The sequence below is a fragment of the Citrobacter sp. JGM124 genome (assembly GCF_018257795.1).
Taxonomy (GTDB): domain Bacteria; phylum Pseudomonadota; class Gammaproteobacteria; order Enterobacterales; family Enterobacteriaceae; genus JGM124.
The window spans coordinates 84,968-105,447 of record NZ_JAERJD010000002.1 but is presented as its reverse complement, the minus strand read 5'-3'; the positions used below and the strand labels follow the sequence as shown (position 1 = coordinate 105,447).

Annotated in this window: 19 protein-coding genes and 1 pseudogene; 6 read left to right on the top strand and 14 right to left on the bottom strand. The window is 48.4% G+C overall.

From position 1 onward, the window contains the following. Positions 1-102 precede the first annotated feature (102 nt). Entirely contained in the window at positions 103-1,791 is a 1,689-nt protein-coding gene (gene cysI / locus JK154_RS03035; protein ID WP_211991037.1) for an assimilatory sulfite reductase (NADPH) hemoprotein subunit, read from the bottom strand. Positions 1,792-2,499: 708 nt separating this feature from the next. Here cysI and JK154_RS03030 point away from each other — a divergent pair. Next, positions 2,500-3,555 (top strand): NAD(P)-dependent alcohol dehydrogenase, encoded by a 1,056-nt coding sequence (locus tag JK154_RS03030; RefSeq protein ID WP_211991036.1) that lies wholly within the window; start codon positions 2,500-2,502, stop codon positions 3,553-3,555. Between the two features lie 105 nt (positions 3,556-3,660). On the opposite strand, the gene JK154_RS03025 is transcribed toward JK154_RS03030, so the two are convergent. From JK154_RS03025 to JK154_RS17830, 3 genes are all read right to left on the bottom strand, one after another. After that, complete coding sequence (locus tag JK154_RS03025) at positions 3,661-4,065, bottom strand: cupin domain-containing protein (RefSeq protein WP_211991035.1); 405 nt, start codon at positions 4,063-4,065, stop codon at positions 3,661-3,663. A gap of 10 nt (positions 4,066-4,075) precedes the next feature. Continuing rightward, entirely contained in the window at positions 4,076-4,306 is a 231-nt protein-coding gene (locus tag JK154_RS17835; protein ID WP_349291093.1) for a carboxymuconolactone decarboxylase family protein, read from the bottom strand. A 144-nt stretch (positions 4,307-4,450) separates the two neighbouring features. Beyond that, positions 4,451-4,726 carry a carboxymuconolactone decarboxylase family protein gene (locus tag JK154_RS17830; RefSeq protein WP_349291088.1) on the bottom strand — a complete coding sequence of 92 codons (276 nt, stop codon included), beginning with the start codon at positions 4,724-4,726 and terminating at the stop codon, positions 4,451-4,453. A 194-nt stretch (positions 4,727-4,920) separates the two neighbouring features. Here JK154_RS17830 and JK154_RS03015 point away from each other — a divergent pair. Next, positions 4,921-5,813: pseudogene (locus JK154_RS03015) on the top strand (LysR family transcriptional regulator). A gap of 123 nt (positions 5,814-5,936) precedes the next feature. Next, positions 5,937-7,241 carry a type II toxin-antitoxin system HipA family toxin YjjJ gene (gene yjjJ, locus JK154_RS03010; protein WP_211991034.1) on the top strand — a complete coding sequence of 435 codons (1,305 nt, stop codon included), beginning with the start codon at positions 5,937-5,939 and terminating at the stop codon, positions 7,239-7,241. Between the two features lie 264 nt (positions 7,242-7,505). On the opposite strand, the gene JK154_RS03005 is transcribed toward yjjJ, so the two are convergent. The 5 genes from JK154_RS03005 to JK154_RS02985 are packed head-to-tail and all read right to left on the bottom strand — an operon-like array spanning position 7,506 to position 12,133. Then, positions 7,506-8,219, bottom strand: a complete 714-nt coding sequence (locus JK154_RS03005) for an ABC transporter ATP-binding protein (protein ID WP_211991033.1) — start codon at positions 8,217-8,219, stop codon at positions 7,506-7,508. A 6-nt stretch (positions 8,220-8,225) separates the two neighbouring features. Then, positions 8,226-9,260: an aliphatic sulfonate ABC transporter substrate-binding protein gene (locus JK154_RS03000; protein WP_211991032.1), complete on the bottom strand. Its 1,035-nt coding sequence runs from the start codon at positions 9,258-9,260 to the stop codon at positions 8,226-8,228. Then, entirely contained in the window at positions 9,242-10,369 is a 1,128-nt protein-coding gene (locus JK154_RS02995) for an LLM class flavin-dependent oxidoreductase (protein ID WP_211991031.1), read from the bottom strand. The genes JK154_RS03000 and JK154_RS02995 overlap by 19 nt, the downstream gene beginning before the upstream one ends. A 13-nt stretch (positions 10,370-10,382) precedes the next feature. Next, positions 10,383-11,261 carry an ABC transporter substrate-binding protein gene (locus JK154_RS02990; RefSeq protein ID WP_211991030.1) on the bottom strand — a complete coding sequence of 293 codons (879 nt, stop codon included), beginning with the start codon at positions 11,259-11,261 and terminating at the stop codon, positions 10,383-10,385. Positions 11,262-11,314: 53 nt separating this feature from the next. Next, positions 11,315-12,133, bottom strand: coding sequence for an ABC transporter permease subunit (locus JK154_RS02985; protein ID WP_211991029.1), 819 nt, complete (start codon positions 12,131-12,133; stop codon positions 11,315-11,317). 193 nt (positions 12,134-12,326) lie between these two features. On the opposite strand from JK154_RS02985, the gene JK154_RS02980 reads away from it, so the two are divergent. Further along, a complete protein-coding gene (locus tag JK154_RS02980; RefSeq protein WP_211991028.1) occupies positions 12,327-12,971 on the top strand; it encodes a CGNR zinc finger domain-containing protein in 645 nt (214 codons plus the stop codon). Between the two features lie 210 nt (positions 12,972-13,181). Here JK154_RS02980 and JK154_RS02975 read toward each other — a convergent pair whose 3' ends face one another. Next, a complete protein-coding gene (locus tag JK154_RS02975) occupies positions 13,182-14,063 on the bottom strand; it encodes a LysR substrate-binding domain-containing protein (RefSeq protein WP_211991027.1) in 882 nt (293 codons plus the stop codon). Between the two features lie 103 nt (positions 14,064-14,166). On the opposite strand from JK154_RS02975, the gene JK154_RS02970 reads away from it, so the two are divergent. Then, the gene (locus tag JK154_RS02970; protein ID WP_211991026.1) at positions 14,167-14,871 is read left to right on the top strand and encodes an SDR family oxidoreductase; all 705 of its coding nucleotides are present in this window, start codon (positions 14,167-14,169) and stop codon (positions 14,869-14,871) included. 126 nt (positions 14,872-14,997) lie between these two features. Here the strand turns inward: JK154_RS02970 and JK154_RS02965 are convergent, their stop codons facing one another. The 4 genes from JK154_RS02965 to JK154_RS02950 all read right to left on the bottom strand — a co-directional run bounded on the left by JK154_RS02965 (position 14,998) and on the right by JK154_RS02950 (position 19,355). Further along, a complete protein-coding gene (locus tag JK154_RS02965) occupies positions 14,998-16,062 on the bottom strand; it encodes an alpha/beta fold hydrolase (RefSeq protein WP_211991025.1) in 1,065 nt (354 codons plus the stop codon). 107 nt (positions 16,063-16,169) lie between these two features. Next, a complete protein-coding gene (locus tag JK154_RS02960; RefSeq protein WP_211991024.1) occupies positions 16,170-16,754 on the bottom strand; it encodes a flavodoxin in 585 nt (194 codons plus the stop codon). A 1,081-nt stretch (positions 16,755-17,835) separates the two neighbouring features. Then, positions 17,836-18,306: a zinc-binding dehydrogenase gene (locus JK154_RS17695; protein WP_249215751.1), complete on the bottom strand. Its 471-nt coding sequence runs from the start codon at positions 18,304-18,306 to the stop codon at positions 17,836-17,838. Positions 18,307-18,476: 170 nt separating this feature from the next. Next, positions 18,477-19,355: an MBL fold metallo-hydrolase gene (locus tag JK154_RS02950; RefSeq protein ID WP_211991023.1), complete on the bottom strand. Its 879-nt coding sequence runs from the start codon at positions 19,353-19,355 to the stop codon at positions 18,477-18,479. Positions 19,356-19,513: 158 nt separating this feature from the next. Between JK154_RS02950 and JK154_RS02945 the strand changes: the two genes are divergently transcribed. Further along, on the top strand, positions 19,514-20,404 hold the full coding sequence (locus JK154_RS02945) for a LysR substrate-binding domain-containing protein (protein ID WP_211991022.1): 891 nt from the start codon (positions 19,514-19,516) through the stop codon (positions 20,402-20,404). The last annotated feature ends 76 nt before the right edge of the window (positions 20,405-20,480 follow it).

Genomic DNA, 20,480 nt, shown 5'->3' with positions numbered 1-20,480 from the left:
GTCATAAGTAACGAGGCATTATGCCATATAGCGATATTTTCATGTTTGTTTAAAAGAAAAGACAGTTCCTGGGCAGGCACTGCACCGATTCTCAGATTTTGGTTACAGGTAGAAGTCTACCGTGGAATTCAATACTGGCTGAACGATCTTGCTACGAATGGCGTAGTCACCAAAGGCTTCGTTTTTTTCACGATATTTTGCCCATTTGGTCAGTAATGAATCCAGAATGAGAATGATATCCTCCAGTTTTTGATTTTCCTGATAAATTCTGGGGATTCGGGTTCCCTCTCTATTACCACCGAGATAGAGGTCGTAACGACCTTGTGCGCGCCCCACCAGCCCAATTTCAGCGAGCATAGCCCGGCCACATCCGTTAGGGCATCCTGTTACACGAAAAATTACCGATTCCGTAGGGATATCGTTGCGTAAAAAAATCTCTTCCAGGCGGTCAATAATATTCGGCAAGACACGTTCCGCTTCAGCCATGGCTAACGGGCAGGTAGGATAAGACACACAGGCCATAGCGTGTTTACGTTGGGAAGAAACACTGTCATCAATCAACCCATACTGACGAGCCAGGGTATCAATCTGCTGTTTATGTTCCTCAGATACACCAGCAATAATAATATTTTGGTTGGGCGTCAGCCTGAAGTCTCCTTGATGTATTTTTGCAATAACAGCCAGTCCTGTTTTTAATGGTTTACCTGGTTTATCAATTAAGCGCCCACTTGGGATAAAAAGCGTCAAGTGATATTTGTTATCTGTGCCACTGACCCAACCGATACGATCCCCTCTGTGGGTGAATTGATAAGGTTCGACAGGCTGGAATACCAGACCAGCCCTCTGTTCAACCTCTGATTTGAATACTTCGACACCTACTCTGTCGAGGGTATACTTTGTTTTAGCATTACGTCGGTTAGTCCTGTTTCCCCAATCTCTCTGTGTTGATACAACTGCGGCTGCAACAGATAACGTTGCTTCTAATGGAATAAATCCCAGTTCACTGGCAAGACGAGGGTACGTTGTTTTATCCCCCTGCGTCATTGCCAGTCCGCCGCCTACCAGAACATTAAATCCCTGTAGTTTTCCCTCTTTACCCACCGCGATAAAATTGAGGTCATTGGCATGCAGATCCACGTCGTTCTGAGGCGGGATCACCACCGCAGTTTTAAATTTTCTGGGCAGATAACTATTACCTAAGATGGTTTCTTCCTCTGGGTGTTTTATTTTTTCACCATCCAGCCAGACCTCAGCATAGGCATTTGTTCGTGGTAAAAGGTGTTCAGAAATTTTTTTCGCCCAGTCGTAGGCTTGCTGATGGAGCGCAGATTCAACAGGATTAGACGTACATAATACATTGCGATTCACATCCCCGGCAGTTGCTCGTGAATCCAGCCCCAGATGGTGCAATAATTTATGTACTGGTTTGATATTTTTTTTCAGTACACCATGCAGTTGTAATGCCTGGCGGTTGGTTATTCTGATGCTGCCGTACTGTGTATGTTCTGACGCAAACTTATCAATACCAATCCATTGTTCAGGCGTTATAATTCCTCCTGGCAACCGCACCCGGAGCATAACAGTGTGCAAGGGTTCGAGCATTTGCCCTGTTCGTTCTGCTCGTATATCTCGGTCGTCCTGCTGGTACATCCCGTGAAATCGAATCAGCTGAAAGTTATCACCAAGAAACCCGCCAGTTAAGTCATTAGTTAAATCTTCTTTGATTGTTCCTCGTAATAGATGACTTTCTGACTTTAGTCTCTCATTGTCCGATAATTTTTTATCACTCATGAATACTTACCTTGATTGGTGTTTCGCTATTAATAAAGAAAATAAGTGCTATGTACGTTGTGTGATATAAACAGTTCAGTCTTTTTTTTAGATGGCAGAAAAACACAAAATAAGAATAAGATATGCGATAAGATTATTATGGTGTGAATGTGTGCTGAGGTACTGATGTCGAGTGGCAATTTTATTTATCAGGTAGGGTGGAAATAAAATAAGACGTTATTTATAACACGTCATTAAATATGGAAGAGTGTCTTAAATAAGTTATAAGCATTGGCCGGTAACAAAAAATGATGTTTTTCTCAGCACTATTGTTCACAGTTGAGGGCATGATGGTGGTCAATAGCAGCGGTTTATGGCACGACTCTTAAAAGAGTCTGCGATCTATGGTCTGAGCAGGGTACCTTCCCGGGTTCAGGGGATGTATCAACATGTCCTTTTTTCTTTCAAACCCCGTGCGGTTTGATTCATGAGTAAAGCTCATAAGGGCAAGTTCCGTGACGGGCTTAACCTGATCTTTTCTAACCGTTATGCTTGATGGGTGATCAGAAAGCGGGCAGGTGTTATCTGAGCCAGTACAACAAGATGACAGCATATGAAAGCCATTGTAGCGTTTATGAACAGGCCTAATCATGCACTCTGTTGCCATCTGGCGTTATTTATCTTGAGCGTGAATTCCACGCTATGTTACCCCCATTCGGAGATTTACTTATGACCTTAAATGTGAAGGGTTATGCCGCTTTTGCAGCAAAAGAAGATTTGGTTCCACATAATTTTATTCGCCGTGACCCTCGCGATAATGATGTCGTTATAGAGATTTTGTATAGCGGTGTTTGCCATTCAGATCTCCATAGTGCTTTTAATGACTGGGGAGGTGCTAAATATCCGATGGTTCCAGGACATGAAATCATTGGGCGTGTTATTGAAGTAGGGAAGGCGGTCACGAAATTTCGCGTGGGTGACTATGCCGGCGTGGGTTGTATGGTGGACTCTTGTCAGCACTGTAAACCATGCGAGCAAGGGCTGGAGCAATATTGTGAGGAAGGGAATACCTTAACTTACAATGATACCGACAGACATGACAATATGCCTACCTATGGTGGTTATTCTGACAAAATTGTGGTGACGGAGAAATTTGCTGTCAACGTTCCTGATACTCTGGATTTAAAAGGTGCAGCACCATTGCTTTGTGCCGGTATCACGACCTGGTCACCACTTCGCCACTGGAACGTTGGCCCGAATAGCAAAGTGGCTGTTGTCGGGTTAGGCGGGCTGGGGCATATGGCCATTAAACTGGCAAAAGCCCTGGGTGCCGAGGTGACGCTTTTCACTCGCTCACCGAATAAAGAGGCAGATGCCCGCCGTTTAGGCGCAGCGCATGTTGTTCTTTCCACTGATGCCGGGCAGATGCAGGATGCACATAACCAGTTTGATTTAATTATTGATACCGTTCCTTATGTCCATGACCTTAACCCTTATATTCCGACGCTGGCTCTGAGTGGAACTTTAGTCCTCGTTGGCTATCTGGGTGATCTGAATCCTATGCTGAACAGTACGCCGCTGATTCTGGGGCGAAAATCTGTGGCCGGGTCAGTTATTGGTGGGATTGCAGAAACGCAGGAAATGATAGATTTTTGTGCCAGGCATAATATCACCTCCGATATTGAACTGATCAATATTCAGGACATCAATACCGCCTGGCAACGGATGCTGAAGAGTGATGTCAAATATCGGTTCGTGATTGATATTGCATCGCTGAACGCCTGACAGAAATAGATATCTTTATTTTAACCATCTCCAGTGGAGATGGTTTTTTTTAAGCTATCGCCGGGCCGCTCGCCGTTTATTGACCACGTTTAGCAATAGCATGACTTATAGTGAGTTATAGTGTTCGTCATCTACCGGCTCAAGCCATTCATTCGATGCTCCCTCAGCAGGAACTTCGACAGCGATATGGGCAAACCAGCTATCTTTTGCCGCACCATGCCAGTGTTTCATTCCCGGAAGAATATTAACAACATCACCCGCGACCAACGGACGGGCGGGTTTATTCCATTCCTGATACCAGCCCTGGCCACCGGTCACCAATAATATTTGCCCCCCTTTATGGTGAATATGCCAGTTATTACGGCAACCAGGTTCAAATACGACATTACCTATTGTCACCCCTTCAGTCGATAGCATATTCAGGTAACTTGTACCCTGAAAGTATTGTGCATAAGCTTCGTTTTTAGGCCCTTTGGGAAAAATACCGTTTCCGTCAAATTTATCGTTCATAATAGCCTCATTAATTTGATGTTTTATTTTCATTATCCAAAAATTGTGTCAGTGTGTTCCTGGCATCCGTTACTGAAATATCCCCACATTCTGTTTCCAGTATGTCGATAAAATGGTGGAGCTGTTTGGTGGTCAGCCCGCTATTTCGGCTGATGGCATAATGGCTACTGAGTTGGCTGCTGACGCCGGGCATCACCGCAAGGGCCGATATTGTTGCCAGTTCCCGGGTAGACCAATTCAGTACATCACGTTGGAAAAGGTCACCAAAAAGATGAGCCTTAAGAAATTGGTCAATGGCTGGCGCAAACTCAAACAGTGCCCCAGTGACCGGTTTCCCAACAAGCCGAGTCTGATTCTCTGTACCGCCTGCCAGACTATTCCAGTTTTATGGCACTGGGGATGCATTCCGGCCTGTTTCATCAGTAACGCCTTTCCTGTGTCTGTTTTCCAGCACGGCCATCAGGGCAGAAATCGCATTCAAACTTCTGGGAAATCCACAATAGGCATAAAGATGAGTTAATATTTCCTTGAGTTCATTTATGGTTATCCCCGCATCCAGCCCCTTATGCAGGGCATTATGTAATGGCTCTATCTTTCCAATGGCGGCATACGCTGCAATAGGAATGACTGCTTGTTGTTTCTCGTCGAGCCTGTGTTGCATATACAATCCTCCAAACTGTGTGGCCATCATTGCTTATGACAGTGTCTGTATGCGGTGCCGATCCCGTTACCGGCAAAACTTGTCTGGAGTAAAGTGTACCAACTGAGATTCAGAAGAGTTATAGGGGTAAAATGATTGTGTTTATGAGCCAATTTCATGATTCAATGATCAATTCAATATTCTGAGGGTAAAGTGTGCTGAAAGAAAACTTTCATGAACTGCAGCTATTTCTGGCTGTGGCACAGGAGCGGAGCTTTACCCGAGCTGCCGCTAAACTGGGTGTTTCCCAGTCGGCGTTGAGTCATGCAATGAAATCCCTGGAGTCCAGGCTCAATATCCGTTTACTCACCCGTACCACGCGTAGTGTGGCACCGACTGAAGCAGGAGAACGAATTATCGCTTGCCTGGAACCCCGTTTGATGGAACTGGAGCAGGCGCTTGAACAGCTGGTTCAGCTTAATGGTATCGCCGCAGGGAATATTCGTATTTCAGCGGGGGAACATGCGGCAAAGAGTCTGGTGTGGCCTAAACTCAAGCCTTTTCTGCGAGAATACCCCGAAATTAATGTTGAACTGGTCGTCGACAATGGTTTTGTGAATATTGTTGAAGGCCGCTTTGATGCGGGAGTTCGTCTGGGGGAAGCCTTGACAAAGATATGGTCGCAGTGCGCATCGGGGCAGATTTGCGGCTGGTTGTCGTGGGTTCACCTGATTACTTCTCCCGTTATGGCATTCCTGATACGCCACAGGATCTTCAACACCATCGTTGTATCAATATGCGGCTTCCTACATTGGGTGGCTTATACCATTGGGAATTTGAAAAAGAAGGTAAGACACTGCAAGTTAAGGTTGATGGGCAGCTCACTTTTAATCATCTCTCTGAGCGTATTGATGCCGCCGAGTCCGGATTTGGGTTGTCGTTCATTCCAGAAGATGCGGTTCAACAACAACTGGAATCGGGGGCGTTGATTGAGGTATTACGCGACTGGAGTTCGGTGTTTCCAGGCTATTACCTCTACTATCCTAGCAGAAAACAACATCCGCCCGCATTTGCTCTACTCATAGATGCGTTACGCGATTCTGGTTAAAACGTCACAGGCCCGTCAAGAAGGCAAAGCCCTATCCAATGGCGGTGACAGGATCCAAAATAGCTGCTACATTATCTATTCAATAAGCTATTCACTGACCTATTCAACAAGCGATTCAATATAATGACAAACCGAGCCGATATGATATGCCAGTTACTACGACAGTCACCAATGACTGCCTTGCAACTTGCTGAAATAATTGGCGTTAGTCAGCCTACCATGTCACGGACATTAAAAACGCTGGGCGACAGTATTGTACGAATTGGGGCAGGGGTATCTATTCAATATGCGTTACGTGATGCATTTCGCGGATTCAGTTCCGCCCCTATTTATCGAATAAATGAAGAGGGGCAAGTAAAAACGCTGGGTAAACTTACGCCGGTTCATCCTGCTGGATTTGTCATGGAGCAGGCTGACAATGTTTGTCTCCACAGTGACGGGCTGCCATGGTGGCTATTTGACATGAGGCCACAGGGTTACCTCGGGCGTGCCTATGCCTCAACCTATTCAGCGAGTTTGGGGCTGTCTTCTAATCCAGAAGACTGGAGTGATACGGATGTCATCAGAGCGTTACTTGCTCATGGGCATGATGCAATAGGGAACCTGTTAATAGGAGAACAGGCAAGAAATCAATTTCTGGAGATGCCGTTACCGGCTCCCGTAGATCGGGCAACAACCTATCCGAATTTGGCACTGGCTGTCAGTTCCGGTGAGATACCGGGCTCCTCTGCTGGCGGTGAGCAACCCAAATTTTGTACTTATACCGACCGTGGGCACGTAATCGTGAAATTCACGGCACTGGACGATAACCCGGTAAGTGAACGGTGGCGGGATTTATTACAAGCTGAACACCTGGCGTTACAAGTGCTGGGCGTAGAAACGGAAGTGTTTGATTTTGAAGGGCAGCGTTTCCTGGAGATCCCGCGGTTTGACCGCGTGGGTCCATTGGGGCGTATAGGTCTTTTTTCTTTACGTGCCCTGGATGCGGAGTTTATCGGTAGAGCCAGAGATCATTGGCCAGTACTGGTTAATGAACTCGTTCAGCAGAAATATGTTCACCCGGATGCGGCTATTGGCACAGCGCGGCTTTGGGCATTTGGAATGTTGATTGGCAATACTGACATGCATCACGGTAATCTGTCATTCATCAGCGGCCATGGACGTCCCTACCATCTTGCGCCGGCCTACGATATTTTGCCTATGGGATTTGCCCCTAAATCAGGTGGCGAGATCGTAAACACGCTTCGTCCGGTGACACTGATTGAAGCAATTAGCGCAGAAACTTGGCGGGAAACACTGTCACTGGCTGAAGACTTCTTCGTTTTAGCCAGTGACAGCAGCCAATTGTCTGCCAGTTTTACCCCATGCCTTGAGGCATTACGCCGCCATCTTGATGACGCCAAATCACGATTGTCACGGTTGGGATAGTTGTTGTCATTGCAAAACAGGGGATTTCATTCGTCTGGTTTGTTATATCAGAGTCATTCATCTTTGCGCTACGTGAAATCTGCAGGGTTATGGACCACCAACATATCTCAGATTTCACGTAGCGATGCACGAAGTGATGGGTATTTGTACAGAACTTAGCAGCGTGACAAATAGCACTCGGGTAATAAGTCTGAAAGTACTGAAACTCTGCGGAAAAAACCGCCCAGTTAACCGCATCCCTCTGTGTTATAACCCACATTGAGGCTATCCTTCTGCTGTTTCTGCATAAACACCAAGATGTGCAAGTAAATCAGTTTTTAACCCATCAAGAATCGGATCAATCATCCGCCGCGGTCGGGGAACCTGCACCACAAGATTGGCAGTGATTCGTCCCGCGTCCAGCACAACGATCCTGTCTGCCAGCAACAGCGCCTCATCCACATCATGAGTAACCAGCAAAACACCTGGCTGATGACGGCGCCATAAATCCAGAACCAGCTTATGCATACTTGAACGGGTCAAGGCATCCAGCGCACCGAACGGTTCGTCCAGTAGTAGTAGCTCAGGTTCCCGGGCCAGCGCCCGGGCCAGCGATACCCTTTGTGCCTGACCACCAGAAAGCGTTAATGGCCATACTGCAGATTTGTCCCCCAGCCCGACTTCCTCCAGAGCCGCCCGGGCTATTTGCTGCTTATTTTTTGCTTTCAGGTTAAGTACGACGTTACGCCAGACGCGAAGCCATGGGTAAAGTCTGGGTTCCTGAAATGCCACAGCCACAGAGCCCGGTATTTCCAGCTTGCTGGCATGATAGCCTTCATCCAGACCTGCAAGGATACGCAAAAGTGTCGACTTTCCTGAACCACTACGACCGAGTAGGGCAACAAACTCGCCGGAAGCAATGTTCAACGTAATACCATTGAGTACCGGCGCGTTATCGGTGAAACTGCGGTACAAAGCCTCTATTTTTACACCGCTCATGCTTTCTCACTCCTGCTGTGCCACATTGTACAGACTGTTGTTCACATCGATCCGCTTTGTGGCCATGCCGCTGCGGGTGTAAAAGTCTGCGATTTCGTTGAACTCTTTCAGCGTTGTATCGTCCGCGGGCACTATGGTTGAGGGGGGAACCTGGCGAATAATATCCGCCACTTCTTTGGGGATGCCGGCCTTTTCATTCAACTCGGCTACTCGTCCCGGATGGGACTGTACCTCGTCTGCTTCTTTACGCATGGCGTCATACACTGCCCGCACCAACAATGGATGTGCTTGGGCAAAGCTGCGCGTTGTTACATGGACATTACGATTGAGCGAACCAATATCACTGGCGTAAGCCACCACCCGAGCGCCCGGCTCCGCCTGACCCATGGCAAAAAACTGTTCCCATACTGCCCAGGCATCAACCTGTCCTTGAGCAAACGCGGTTGCCGCATCAGTAGGGGAAAGGTAGACCACATTGACTTTTTCGATGGGTATATGATTATGCTCGAGAGCCAGCCGCAACAAGTATTCGCCGGTCCCCCCCTGATTGACGGCCACTTTTTTGCCAACCAAGTCAGCCACTGTTTTTATCCCACTCGCCCCGGTGGCAACAATTCCTTGATCTTTGCCTGAACTGCGTTCCACCGCGAAAACGACTAAATCATGATCATCGGCGGCAGCGCTAATAAAGGACGTGGAACTGCCGCTGCCAATATCAATACTGCCACCGCGCAGGGCTTCGGCTGTAGGGACATAAGCAGGGAAGGCCGGTTTCCAGTCTACGCGGCCGCCAGCGGACTTAACCTGGTTGTCAATTAAACCATCCAGCTGGGCGAGGGTTAAAAAATTAAAAGCCTGTAACGGGGATATACGCACAGTACCGGTATCCGCTACTGCGGGGGTTGGTTGTGCGCTGGCCAGGCCACAATGCGCCGCGACCCAAAGTGTGGCGATGCCGGTACCAAGGAAGCGGATCAATTTACGGCGCGCCTGTCCTCGAATGTTTAGTGCTGCTGAAGGGTTCAAACCAGATTTTTCCATGCTGTGTCTCTTTCTTTAGTCCAGGCCGAGGTGATGCCTGCGTCCGTCTTACGGGCAACCGGCAGATGAGGTAAAACTAATTCAGCGAAACGATAAGCTTCTTCCAGTAAAGGCATTCCGGATACAATAAAAACATCAATACCGGCATCGCGATAATCCTGGATACGCGCCAGAACCTGACTCGCACTCCCCACCAACGCTGTGCCCGGCCCGTGTCTGACCAATCCAATCCCGGACCATAAATTCGGGGCAATTTCCAGTTCCCTCAGATCCTTGGGCTTATTGCCTTGATGCAACGCGGACATACGCTGCTGGCCAACGGAGTCAATCCCGGAGACATAACTCTGTGCCCCGGCGATAGATTTCTCATCCATATGGTCATACAGATCTTGTGCCGCAGCCCAGGCTGCCTGTTCCGTTTCTCGAACAATGACATACAGACGAATACCAAATTTAATCTTGTCCGCCCGCCCATATTTGGCTGCTAATTTGCGTACATCGCGTATTTTCTCTTCGGCTTGTTGCGGGGTTTCTCCCCAGGACAGATAAGTATCAATATGTTTGGCTGCTACCTCATGAGCGGCCGGAGAAGAACCGCCAAACCACAATGGAGGCCGAGGTTGTTGATAGGGGGGCAGGGGCACTCCGGCATTTACGACGTTAATATATTTCCCTTTGAAGGTGACCGTTTCACCACGCAACAGGGCATTTAATACTGTCAGATATTCATCTGTGTAAGCGTAACGTTCGTCGTGACTTAAATGTACGCCATACTGCGCCATCAGTTTCGCATCACCATTGACGATATTCACCCGCAGCCGCCCGCGAGAAAATTGATCAAAAGTGGTGATCATTTTCGCCAGCAATGTGGGGGACAGTAACGGAGGATGGGCCGCTATCAGGTGTTGAAAATCATCGGTGTAGGGGATTAGTGAAGCACCCTGAACCCAGGCATCGTGCGCCCCTGTGGCCAGTAATGCCCCTGTGAACCCCAAATGGTCAACGGCTCTGGCCAGTTGCTGAAAATAGGGATAGGTTAACGTCCGCGCACCATCAGGACGCCAGGGGTAACGCCCATCCGGGCCAGTTAAATACCATAATACTTCCATTACATACTCCGCATTAGTTAACTGAAGAAGAAACAGCGAACCTATTTGTGACAGTGTCACTAATATCTCGACCGCCGGAAAGCAAACCATATTTCGCGAACAGATCAGCGTGTAACTGCTGCTCAGAAAGAAAACTGTCATCTGGCGGCGTTATCCCCCAGGGGCGGGACTGGAGTGCGGGCAACCACTGCTCGGCACTATTCCCGTTGACACCATCCAGCAACCTTGCCGCTTCGAATGGGTCATCTTCAGTAGCCTTATCAGAAATGACCAAGGCTTCGTATAACGCCTTGACTACCTCGGGACGTTGTTCCAGCACTTCATGAGTTCCCCAGTAAACCGAACGATTAGAAAAATGCACGCCGGGGCTGGCTAATACGCGCAAAGGGATTTTTGAGGCAAGCGTGGAGTAGAGTGGGTCTGTTGTGACCATGGCGTCCAGTAGCCCAGCAACCAATGCATCACCTGCGGTGGCAGGCAATAACTCCACCGCATTAACGTCATGCCAATGCAACCCCGCATAGTCCAGTTCTGCGGCAAGAAATTGCTGATGCCAGGAGATCGGCATCAGGGCAATATTTTTACCGACCAAATCCTGCAGGCTGTTAATAGGGGAATCGCGGTGAACGACCAGGCCTCCTTTTTCCTTTCGCGACCCTGACATACCGAATACAGCAATATCCAGCCCCTGATCACTTGCCAAAAGCGGCGGCGTAGCACCGGTTCCTGCAAGCTGTATCACGCCTAAACGTACCAACGGTAAGGTCTGTGCCCCGGCGGAGTGTATGAAGAAATCGATCCCCTGATCACGCAGGGCTTCTGTTTGTGTCTTCCTGCGGGCAAGAATCGACAGGGAGGGATTCTGCGGATGTACGCCAACGATAACCGTCATTCTTTTTTCCTCGAACAGGCAAATTTACATGTTGTTATAAGTAAAACGTGTCATCACCCGGCGTAAGCAACCCGCCAGCACAATAACCATTTCTCCAAGAGACGAACTAAGTAATCCGTGAATAAACCCAGCAGGGCGTACAGGCACACGCAGACCATCATGATATCGGTGCGCACAAACTGCCTGGCAGAGGTAAGCAGGAAGCCAATGCCGGAGTTAGCCCCCACCGTTTCTCCGACGATGATGGCAATCCATCCCAGAGCCAAAGCAAAGCGCAGACCCAAGAGTAGTGTGGGCAAGGCAGCAGGTAATAACACCTGAAAGGCGATCGCAAAACGTCCCATCTGTGCGACTCGTGCCACTTCCACCAGCTTAATATCCACGTTGCGAATACCGCCAAACGTGTTGACATAAAGTGGAACCATCACGCCGAGTGCCACCAGCAATATCTTGGGTGTTTCATCGATGCCAAACCATAGAATAAAGAGCGGTACTAAAGCGGTGAACGGAATGGTGCGGATCATCTGCATGGGTTTATCTAACATATCTTCACCCAGCCGGGAAAACCCGGCGATAAGTCCGGCGCTTAAACCTACGGCAATGCCTAACAATGCCCCCCAAAAGACACGAGTCAAACTGACCCACAATGCCTGGGGGAGGGTGCCATCAAGCATTAATTCCAGCGCTTTCATGAGAATACGATCAGGGCCAGGTAACACCCGGGCATTGAGATATCCTGTTGCTGAAAAAACATACCAAATTAGCACCAGCACCAGCGTTGAAAGCCATCCACGCAGGGCTCTCCACCACCGGCGGGGGGGACGAGGCTTATATGGCACCGCTGCGGTTGTATCGTTAATGATTGTGGTCATATAGTCGTGTCATGGATTAAATACATGACACGACTATATGAATCTGATCCTGGATAGACAAACATCAATTCTGGATAACCTTATGAAGGAATTTGGTAACGCAAATCACTACAAAGTTTTATACTCTGCATTAAGATTCTGTCTGCCTGCGCGCACAAAACCCACACAACAGACTATTTTAGGCAGGAAAATCATGAAAATACCTTTTCCCGCGATAACGCCACCGCCGCAAAATACGGCAGTGGAACCTGTATCGCTTCCTGCCGTTACTGAGAAAGAGTTAAGTTTGAAATTTCGGGCGGGATGTCTGGCGCTATACTTGGTAGAGACACTCGGGGAATGGACGCGAAGACGTTTTGAACGCATTATGAATGAAGATATTTGGCGTGACTGGCTGCATCATGTTGACCTGCCCCAGCCCGTTCAGCCAATATCCGAAGAAGACTTGGTGCAGATGCGCGAACTGCGTGCGGCAATTTATGTCGTTGTGCAAGCGGTACGTCGGGGTGACATCCCACCATCAGCAGAACTCGCATGTATTAATGGCTGGGCCGGGAAGGCTCCACCTCCCGTGGCTCTGGATAGCCAGGGTACAGGTCTTGACCCATACACGAGGGTGACCCAGCATCAGGTTCTGGCCTTAATTGCGAGGGACGCGGTAACATTACTCAGCGGGCCGCTGCGTGACAGGATCCGCGAATGTGCCAGTACCCAGTGTCCGGTGCTTTTTGTCGACAGATCGCGGCGGGGGGATCGTATCTGGTGTTCTGCGAGCTGCGGTGCTCGTCTTGCCACAGCTCGTTATCGCCACCGTCATGCATCATCATCCCACTGCTAGAAAAATCGTCTCGTGATGGTGATGTTTTCAGAATAAATACTTGCCTTTTAACCACCTGAAAGCGGTCTCCAGGCTTGTATAACAGATAACAGCGGCACACAGAATGGCTGATTATTGCTCTTTGTTGGCACAATAACGGTTGCGCGTCTTTTGCCCGGAAGCAGCGTCTGTCTGCAAGTGAATACAGTGTTCATCGCCCCGCAGTGAATATCATTCCCGGGAAATATGCCTGAGGTGTTTTAAACACCACTCCCATACTGCTTGTGCCGCTTTACTATTGACACTCGCACGTTTTCGTACCAGATAATAATCACCTTCAACATTACCCGCGTCTGCGACCATGACCAGTCTGCCTGCTTTAACGTCAGCAGCAACAAAAACTTCGCAAGCCAGCGCGACACCCTGTCCGGCCATTGCTGCATCAAGAGCAAGTGTCGTCTGGTTAAATAGTGCCCCGGGAGGCTTTCCGGCGGTCTGTAAAAAATCTGGCCAGCAGTTATTAGTGTCATGCAACAGCGGAAATGTACTTATCTGACTTGCGGCCAAAGGCAGAGCGATATTTTCAAGCAGGCGTGGGCAGGCTACAGCTATCAGGTGCTGACGAAAAAGCAGTTCTCCTTCCATCGTTGAAGGTAATGGGGCCCGGGACAACCGCACGGCGATGTCGACCTGATCGCGATCAAAATCCGCCAGGGTCTCTGTGGCGACGGTTCGTAGTTCTATGCCGGGGAAGGCAGCCTGAAACTCTCCCAGGAGGGGGATTATCAGTTTTGCGGCAACGGTTGGCGTCACGCTGATTGTTACGACATCCGGACGTGCCTGCAATCGGCTGGTTGACTCCACAAGGGTATCAAAAGCACGAGTGACGTCAGCAAGATAAGCTGTACCTTGTTGAGTAAGCGAAAGTCCCTTGGGAAGGCGATAAAACAATTTAAGCCCCAGATGATCCTCCAGTGCACGAATTTGTTGCGCGACCGCGCCTTGTGTCACGCCCAATTCTTCTGCTGCAGCACGGAAACTTAGTTTTCGCCCGGAGGCTTCAAAAGCACGTAAACCATTCAGTGATGGCAAAGCCCTGCGAGACAGCAACATAAATTAACCCTGTAGTTTTTCTACATCCATGACGTTTATTTATAGTGCGATAATACACAGTTTTCCTGACAGAATAGTTTTTTTATAAGGAGAGAAAACCATTATGGCTGTAGAAAAAGTGGTAATTATTACCGCAGGTGGGTCAGGTATCGGTGCTAAAACGGCCCGCAGGCTGGCGCAAGATGGACACAAGATTGCAATACTCTCATCATCTGGTAAAGGCGAGGATCTTGCCCGAAAACTGGGAGGTATTGGATTAACGGGGTCTAACCAGTCAGATGAAGACTTGCAGCGTTTAGTCGACCTTGTTATGCAGCGGTGGGGCCGAATTGACGGTCTCGTCAATTCGGCGGGTCATGGTCCCCGGGCAGATATTCTCGATCTGACGGACGAAGACTGGCATAAAGGAATGGAAATCTATTTCCTCAATGCTGTCCGTGCTGCGCGCCTTATTACACCCGTCATGGTGGCACAGGGTGGGGGCGTTATTGTCAATGTCTCGTCAGCCTGGACATTTGAGCCCGTTGACATTTTCCCTACTTCAGCGGTGTTTCGTGCCGGCCTGGCCGGTTTCACTAAGATTTTTGCTGACAAATATGCAAAAGATAATGTCCGCATGAACAATGTCATGCCCGGATGGATTGACAGTCTTCCGGCAACCGAAGAAAGGCGCAACAGCGTACCAATGAAACGGTACGGCAAGACTGAAGAAATTGCAGCGACCATCGCTTTCCTGCTATCGGAGGGCGCCGGGTATATTACTGGTCAGAATATTCGCATTGATGGTGGCGTCACCCGTGCAGTATGAAATAAAACAGCCGGATATCCGGCTGTTTTGAATAGATCCGACCACAAACCTCAGATTGTCCTGGTTCCACTATTCGTTCAAGTTTGTATTGAGCTATCAGTGATGAAGACGCAATATGATCTCTTTTTATTGCAAATCTTTTTCCTTCAGGAATTTATTCACTAAATCAGCAATTTGTACATTATTCATGTCAGAGAACGGGAAGTGGGTATTCCCTTTGATTCCTACGTCAGGAAGGTGAATAACGGTCACATCCCCGCCATGCTTGTTCACCACGTCACGCCACTCCCGGGCCATCGCCAGACGTACGCGCCAGCTGTCCTGTGCGGGCATAGCTACCGGTTTATCCGGTATGTTATCGCCGTAAATAATCAGAATCGGGATTCTGGTCAGTGCCATAAACTGCTCCATTGGCACAGGCTCACCCTTCAGCGTGTCGAACGCGCTGGGCATAGGGGCAGGGAGCTCTTTTTCCGGGAAGACAAAACTACTGCCAGGTTCAAAGGCGACAATGGCTTTGACCTTGTCGTTTTTCATCGCCGTGTACCAGCCGGGTCCACCACCCTGAGAGTGGGTGAAGAGGATAGCCGGGCCAGATTTATCCACGACGGCGGACATCGCATCAGAGATGACATTGATATCAAACGGCCCGGTATTCGGGGTCATCTGACGGAAATACTGATTCAGTGCTTCTTTATCGTGAGAGAACTGAACGCCTTTAAAATACTCAGGCCAGACACCAACACGGAACTGATTAAACCACATCTGCTCATCCGGTTTTGGCGAAACAGTTCCTTCTACCGTCGTGCGCCCGGCGTTGCCCCGACGTGGCTGGTGGACAAGATAAGTTGAAAAACCGCGACGCAGGAATATGTTCTGGAATCCTTCACGGCCATCCGGCGTGCTTTCCCAGGTTCGAGAGAACTGACCAGCGCCGTGCAGCATAACGATAGGATATTTATGCGGATTTTCCGGGATTTGGTAGAAGACAGAAGCATGATCGCCATGATAAGTTTGGCCAGCAGAGTTCAGCGGCTTTTTCGGGTCAAATTTACCAGGCGCGGTGGTGATAGTCCCGCCAGCAGAAAAGCTTCCCTGGTCCTGGATGACCAGTGGCTCGGCGTATACTGACTGCGCCACCAGGCTACCCGCCATTACGCATATTGCCAGCGTTTTTAAGATTGTCTTCAAGATTACATCCTCTGTTATGTTTGCCGTTCAATCATATCTGAGTTGTCAGCGTTAATTATTTAGCACTCCTGATTGCCCTTATTGGGCCGACTCATGAATGCGGACGATTAACTGCGTATTGTCTCTAACCAACTTGTTACCGTTTCAGTGGTTCTTCGCTCCTGGTCGCATTCAATGACCAGCGGTTTTTCCCGACGCGCAGTTGGGGCGAGACTGGCAAGGATGTCGTCGCTGTCTCCTTTACCGTAGCCACCGTGAGTCACGAAAGGGATGAGTAATTTTCCTGCAAGGTTGTGGCTGCTAAGAAACGTTTGTACTAGGGGAGGGATGCTGGTTCCCCAGACAGGAAAGCCTAAATACACAGTCTCATAGCGTGATATATCTACGACGCTATTTTTTAATGCGGGTCTGACTTCTCGTTCACGCTCATTTTTCGCCTGTTCAACGGTTTGGAAGTAATCTTCCGGATAAGGTGTAGCCGGTTCAATTTCAAACAGATCGGTATTCAGGCTGCGGTGAATGACACCCGCAATCACCCGTGTATTTCCGCTACGGGAAAAGTACGCTACCAGAACACGGCTTTTACCCTGCACGTTTGCGGTTCCGTTCGCCGCTGATGCCAAAGAAACGTTCGCCAGCGTGAGCCCGGCAAGTGCGGTGATTAACATTCTGCGGTTGGGATCATGCGCCATAATCCTCTCCTAATCTGATTCGAGACATATTGGGTGCCTGAGTAAGTTAACAAGGCTTTACAAAAGTTAGCCTCCAATGATGCCCTGGCAATGATGCCCTGGCCGCGGAGGGCCGGGGCATGTCCATCAGCGGTAGTCACTTCCACATAACCAGATTAACGAAGTTGTAGTTAAAGATAATTACGCGGCTTAAATAGGCGCTATGAATGGAACTCATAGACTTAATATGGGGAAGGATATTTAAATGATGCCCCTGAGATGACAGGATGAATCAGAAGAGTGTGAATCATATTTCAGCTGGATTGATAACAGATCATAATCAGACCGTTAGCTCTCCCGAACTCGTTGGGTGTGGTTACCGACAGACGAGTCAGAAAAGCGATACAGGGCAAACCTAACACGGTGGTCAGTTTTAGTTGACCACTACAAACTTACAATTTGGGTAAGTTTGTACATAGAAACACCCAACATTCCGAATGAGATGAAGTAAATGTACGATGACCTAATGGAATAAAAGGGCAGTGTCTCAAAATTCTCAACATACTGATTTCTGTGACTGAACAAGTGAACTATGAAGTAATAGTCCTGCGAATGTCATTTAACATAATATACATTATGCGCACCAACGTAAGGTTAGGTAGAATCCAGCATTCTGGCTGGATAAATCCCTCATATGGGTTTTAACGGTGTCTGGTCGCTGAAACTGTCTTTTGTCTCCGACCGTCAGCCCAATCTTCGCTGTACGGCCGCTAAAAACAAAACCCGTCTGGCAGCATGAAAAATGTTATGTGCTACTCGGCTTTGTGTTTGATGACCGGATTGTTAGTATGGTGCACGAGAGTTACCTCGTGTTTTATATAAGGATTCGACACCCATATCAAAACCGGTAACTCTCAACCTACATACGCATCAAATAAGGCTGGATGTTTATTTATTATGTGTGGCTGCGATTGGGATTGATATGTACCATCATCATGAAATTTGCGTATAGCACATCCTGTCTGAAAGATTGCTAACATATTCGGAATGTGGTCATTACGACTCTGGGCTTGGACGGCATCATCATACCGCCCTTGTGGACTTATAAATGAAAACGCAGTGCGAGGTTAAAGGCGTTGTCTGCTTCTACTATGATTTCTTCTGGATACTCACGAAAAGAAACGTTACCCTGTAACAAAACTTGCTTAACTTTATTCAATGAATCAGTTTTTAGACTGAGTGCGACCATCCGAGTTGTACCATCATAATCAGATGGCAGGTCACCAAAGCGTGAATTAAAATAGGTCGCTGGGGCTATGCGAACTGTCGCTTTACCTGCTTTGATCAACAGTGAGCCTTCCCTACTCTGCTGGATAAATTGCATGCCGAAAAGGATGATCTCATCAGCACCAAGTTCCCGTAAGCGTTGTCCCTTTTCTTCACTGCCCGCGCAGGCAATCACTGTGGCTCCTGCTAGCTTCGCAAGTTGCAAGCAGCAAACACCGACCCCACCGCTGGCGCCGAGGATCAGTACCTTTTCACCCGGTTGAATCTGACCAATGCGCTGCATCATTCGCCAAGCCGTACCATAGGCAACCGGCAATGCAGCAGCCTGGGCAAAACTTACATTGTCTGGCAGGTGAACCAGTTGATTTTAGCGGAGTATTTCACGGCATAGTACTTCATTCTGTCTAAAAAACATCCGTAGCGTAGGATGTTTTTCGTTTCACAAGTAGCCTCCCATTAATGCCCGTATTCTTCAATGTTGCTAATATGATATCCCTCCGCAGTGGCACCGATATATACGAATCCTTCTTCTCCCAGGTGCATGCCCGCCACTAGCCAGTTATTTTTAGTTACCTGTCCCAGAATTTTTTTCCGAGTTTCTTCCGCCTGAACGGGATTATTATCGAAACGGATAGAAACTGCCGGGTGTTCTGTCTGAATGTAGGGATAGTGGACAATATCGCCCCATATCAGCAGGGTTACATTATCTGAAGTGATTTGGAAGCCAATATGACCAGGCGTATGTCCAGGCAAACATACAGACTGAATACCTTCAATGATTTCATCACCGTCGGTGAATCGTAATTTCTCTGCGTAAGCATCAAGAGTACGGCGCGCCAAGGATATTTGACGTAATTCTCGCTCACCTGCGCTCTGTAGCCTGTTATCATCAGTCCAGAACTCAGCCTCCTGTGGATGCAAATAAAGCTCCGCATTTTTATAAATGGGGCAACCTTTTTTATCCAGCAAGCCTCCTATATGGTCAGGATGCCCGTGTGTCAATAAAAGGGTGTCGATATCAGCAGGAGATATACCGAGCTGTTTAAGATTTTCCAGGAGCAATCCCCCTGCGCCATTCAATCCCCCGGTACCGGTATCAACCAGAATGACGCGTCCCCGGCCGCGAATAAGGTAACAGTTAATATGGATATTATCGGGCTCAGTAATACCATTACTGCGCTGAATATCCCCGGCATCAGATATTTCAATACCCGACAGAAGCTCCAGGCTGGCAGCCATATCACCGTCACTCAGAGCGGTAATTAAAAAATCACCCACTTGACGTGAAATGAAAGATGGGTCATGAGCATAAAGAGGGGCTACGGCATCAAGCATTTAAATTTTACCCTGGTTGAGTGAATGGCGGGATGTTGCCGCATAGTGACTTTTCGTCATGCTAAGTGGAGAATTTTAATTTATAAAGCGATAATATCTCATTAATCAGTGACATTTAGTCATTGATCATGATTGAGCCGACATTGGAAACAGTTTATATGCGCAAGAAGGTTCCCAGCACAACTGCATTACAGATTTTTGAAGCAGCCGCAAGACACAATAATTTTTCTCGTGCTGCGGTAGAGCTTTCACTGACCGAAGGTGCGGTTAGCCGGCAGATTGCGCGCCTTGAATCGTTGATAAACTGCCAGTTATTTGACCGTGCGGGAAGTCGTATACAGCTTAATTCCGTCGGGGAGCACTACGCCGATCAGGTAAGAGAAATACTTGAACGTCTGGACAGAGATACCCAATATATCAGCGGGATGCATAAAAAAAACAGCCACCTTAACATTGCTGCCCTGCCAACGTTTTCCAGCCGCTGGCTTATTCCGCGGTTGAGTCGTTTCAAGAAGCGCCATCCCGAGATTACACTGAATATAGCCGCCAGAACTGACCCGTTCATTCTCAGTGGGAGTGGCTTTGATGCAGCGGTTCACTTTGAGGATCCTGCATGGGCAGGCATGAATATCTCTGTTCTGTTTCAGGAACGACTGATACCTGTTTGTCATCCTGCTTTGCTCTCGAATGGTAATATTCCCGAACAACTGAATGTGTTGCCGCTGATCCATCGCCGCCAGAACCCGGACGCCTGGTATCGCTATGCCCAGGAAAGTGGCGTGGTTATTGATAATCCAGCCCGGGGGCCACGCTATGATCTGCATGAAATGGCCATCGCGGCAGCTCTCAATGGCCAGGGAGTAGCCCTGCTGCCGCGGATGTACATCGAAAATGAGCTTAACAGTGGGGTTCTTGTCTCTCCCTGGCTGGCATCGGACACCTTGAGTAAAACATTCTGCCTTATAACGCCTCCGGGACCTGAAACCCATGATATGGCGCTTCGGGCCTTTCAATCTTGGTTGCAGACTGAGGTGACAATCAACAATTAGAGATACAGCACTCGGCTGCGTGTGACATTGTCACTTACGTTGTAAAACAAAAGACGAACGAATCAAGATGATGCGG

Coding starts and splice junctions, on each gene's coding strand:
- cysI (WP_211991037.1), bottom strand. CDS start 1,791: ATGAGTGATAAAAAATTATCGGACAATGAGAGACTAAAGTCAGAAAGT.
- JK154_RS03030 (WP_211991036.1), top strand. CDS start 2,500: ATGACCTTAAATGTGAAGGGTTATGCCGCTTTTGCAGCAAAAGAAGAT.
- JK154_RS03025 (WP_211991035.1), bottom strand. CDS start 4,065: ATGAACGATAAATTTGACGGAAACGGTATTTTTCCCAAAGGGCCTAAA.
- JK154_RS17830 (WP_349291088.1), bottom strand. CDS start 4,726: ATGCAACACAGGCTCGACGAGAAACAACAAGCAGTCATTCCTATTGCA.
- yjjJ (WP_211991034.1), top strand. CDS start 5,937: ATGACAAACCGAGCCGATATGATATGCCAGTTACTACGACAGTCACCA.
- JK154_RS03005 (WP_211991033.1), bottom strand. CDS start 8,219: ATGAGCGGTGTAAAAATAGAGGCTTTGTACCGCAGTTTCACCGATAAC.
- JK154_RS03000 (WP_211991032.1), bottom strand. CDS start 9,260: ATGGAAAAATCTGGTTTGAACCCTTCAGCAGCACTAAACATTCGAGGA.
- JK154_RS02995 (WP_211991031.1), bottom strand. CDS start 10,369: ATGGAAGTATTATGGTATTTAACTGGCCCGGATGGGCGTTACCCCTGG.
- JK154_RS02990 (WP_211991030.1), bottom strand. CDS start 11,261: ATGACGGTTATCGTTGGCGTACATCCGCAGAATCCCTCCCTGTCGATT.
- JK154_RS02985 (WP_211991029.1), bottom strand. CDS start 12,133: ATGACCACAATCATTAACGATACAACCGCAGCGGTGCCATATAAGCCT.
- JK154_RS02980 (WP_211991028.1), top strand. CDS start 12,327: ATGAAAATACCTTTTCCCGCGATAACGCCACCGCCGCAAAATACGGCA.
- JK154_RS02975 (WP_211991027.1), bottom strand. CDS start 14,063: ATGTTGCTGTCTCGCAGGGCTTTGCCATCACTGAATGGTTTACGTGCT.
- JK154_RS02970 (WP_211991026.1), top strand. CDS start 14,167: ATGGCTGTAGAAAAAGTGGTAATTATTACCGCAGGTGGGTCAGGTATC.
- JK154_RS02960 (WP_211991024.1), bottom strand. CDS start 16,754: ATGGCGCATGATCCCAACCGCAGAATGTTAATCACCGCACTTGCCGGG.
- JK154_RS17695 (WP_249215751.1), bottom strand. CDS start 18,306: ATGATGCAGCGCATTGGTCAGATTCAACCGGGTGAAAAGGTACTGATC.
- JK154_RS02950 (WP_211991023.1), bottom strand. CDS start 19,355: ATGCTTGATGCCGTAGCCCCTCTTTATGCTCATGACCCATCTTTCATT.
- JK154_RS02945 (WP_211991022.1), top strand. CDS start 19,514: ATGCGCAAGAAGGTTCCCAGCACAACTGCATTACAGATTTTTGAAGCA.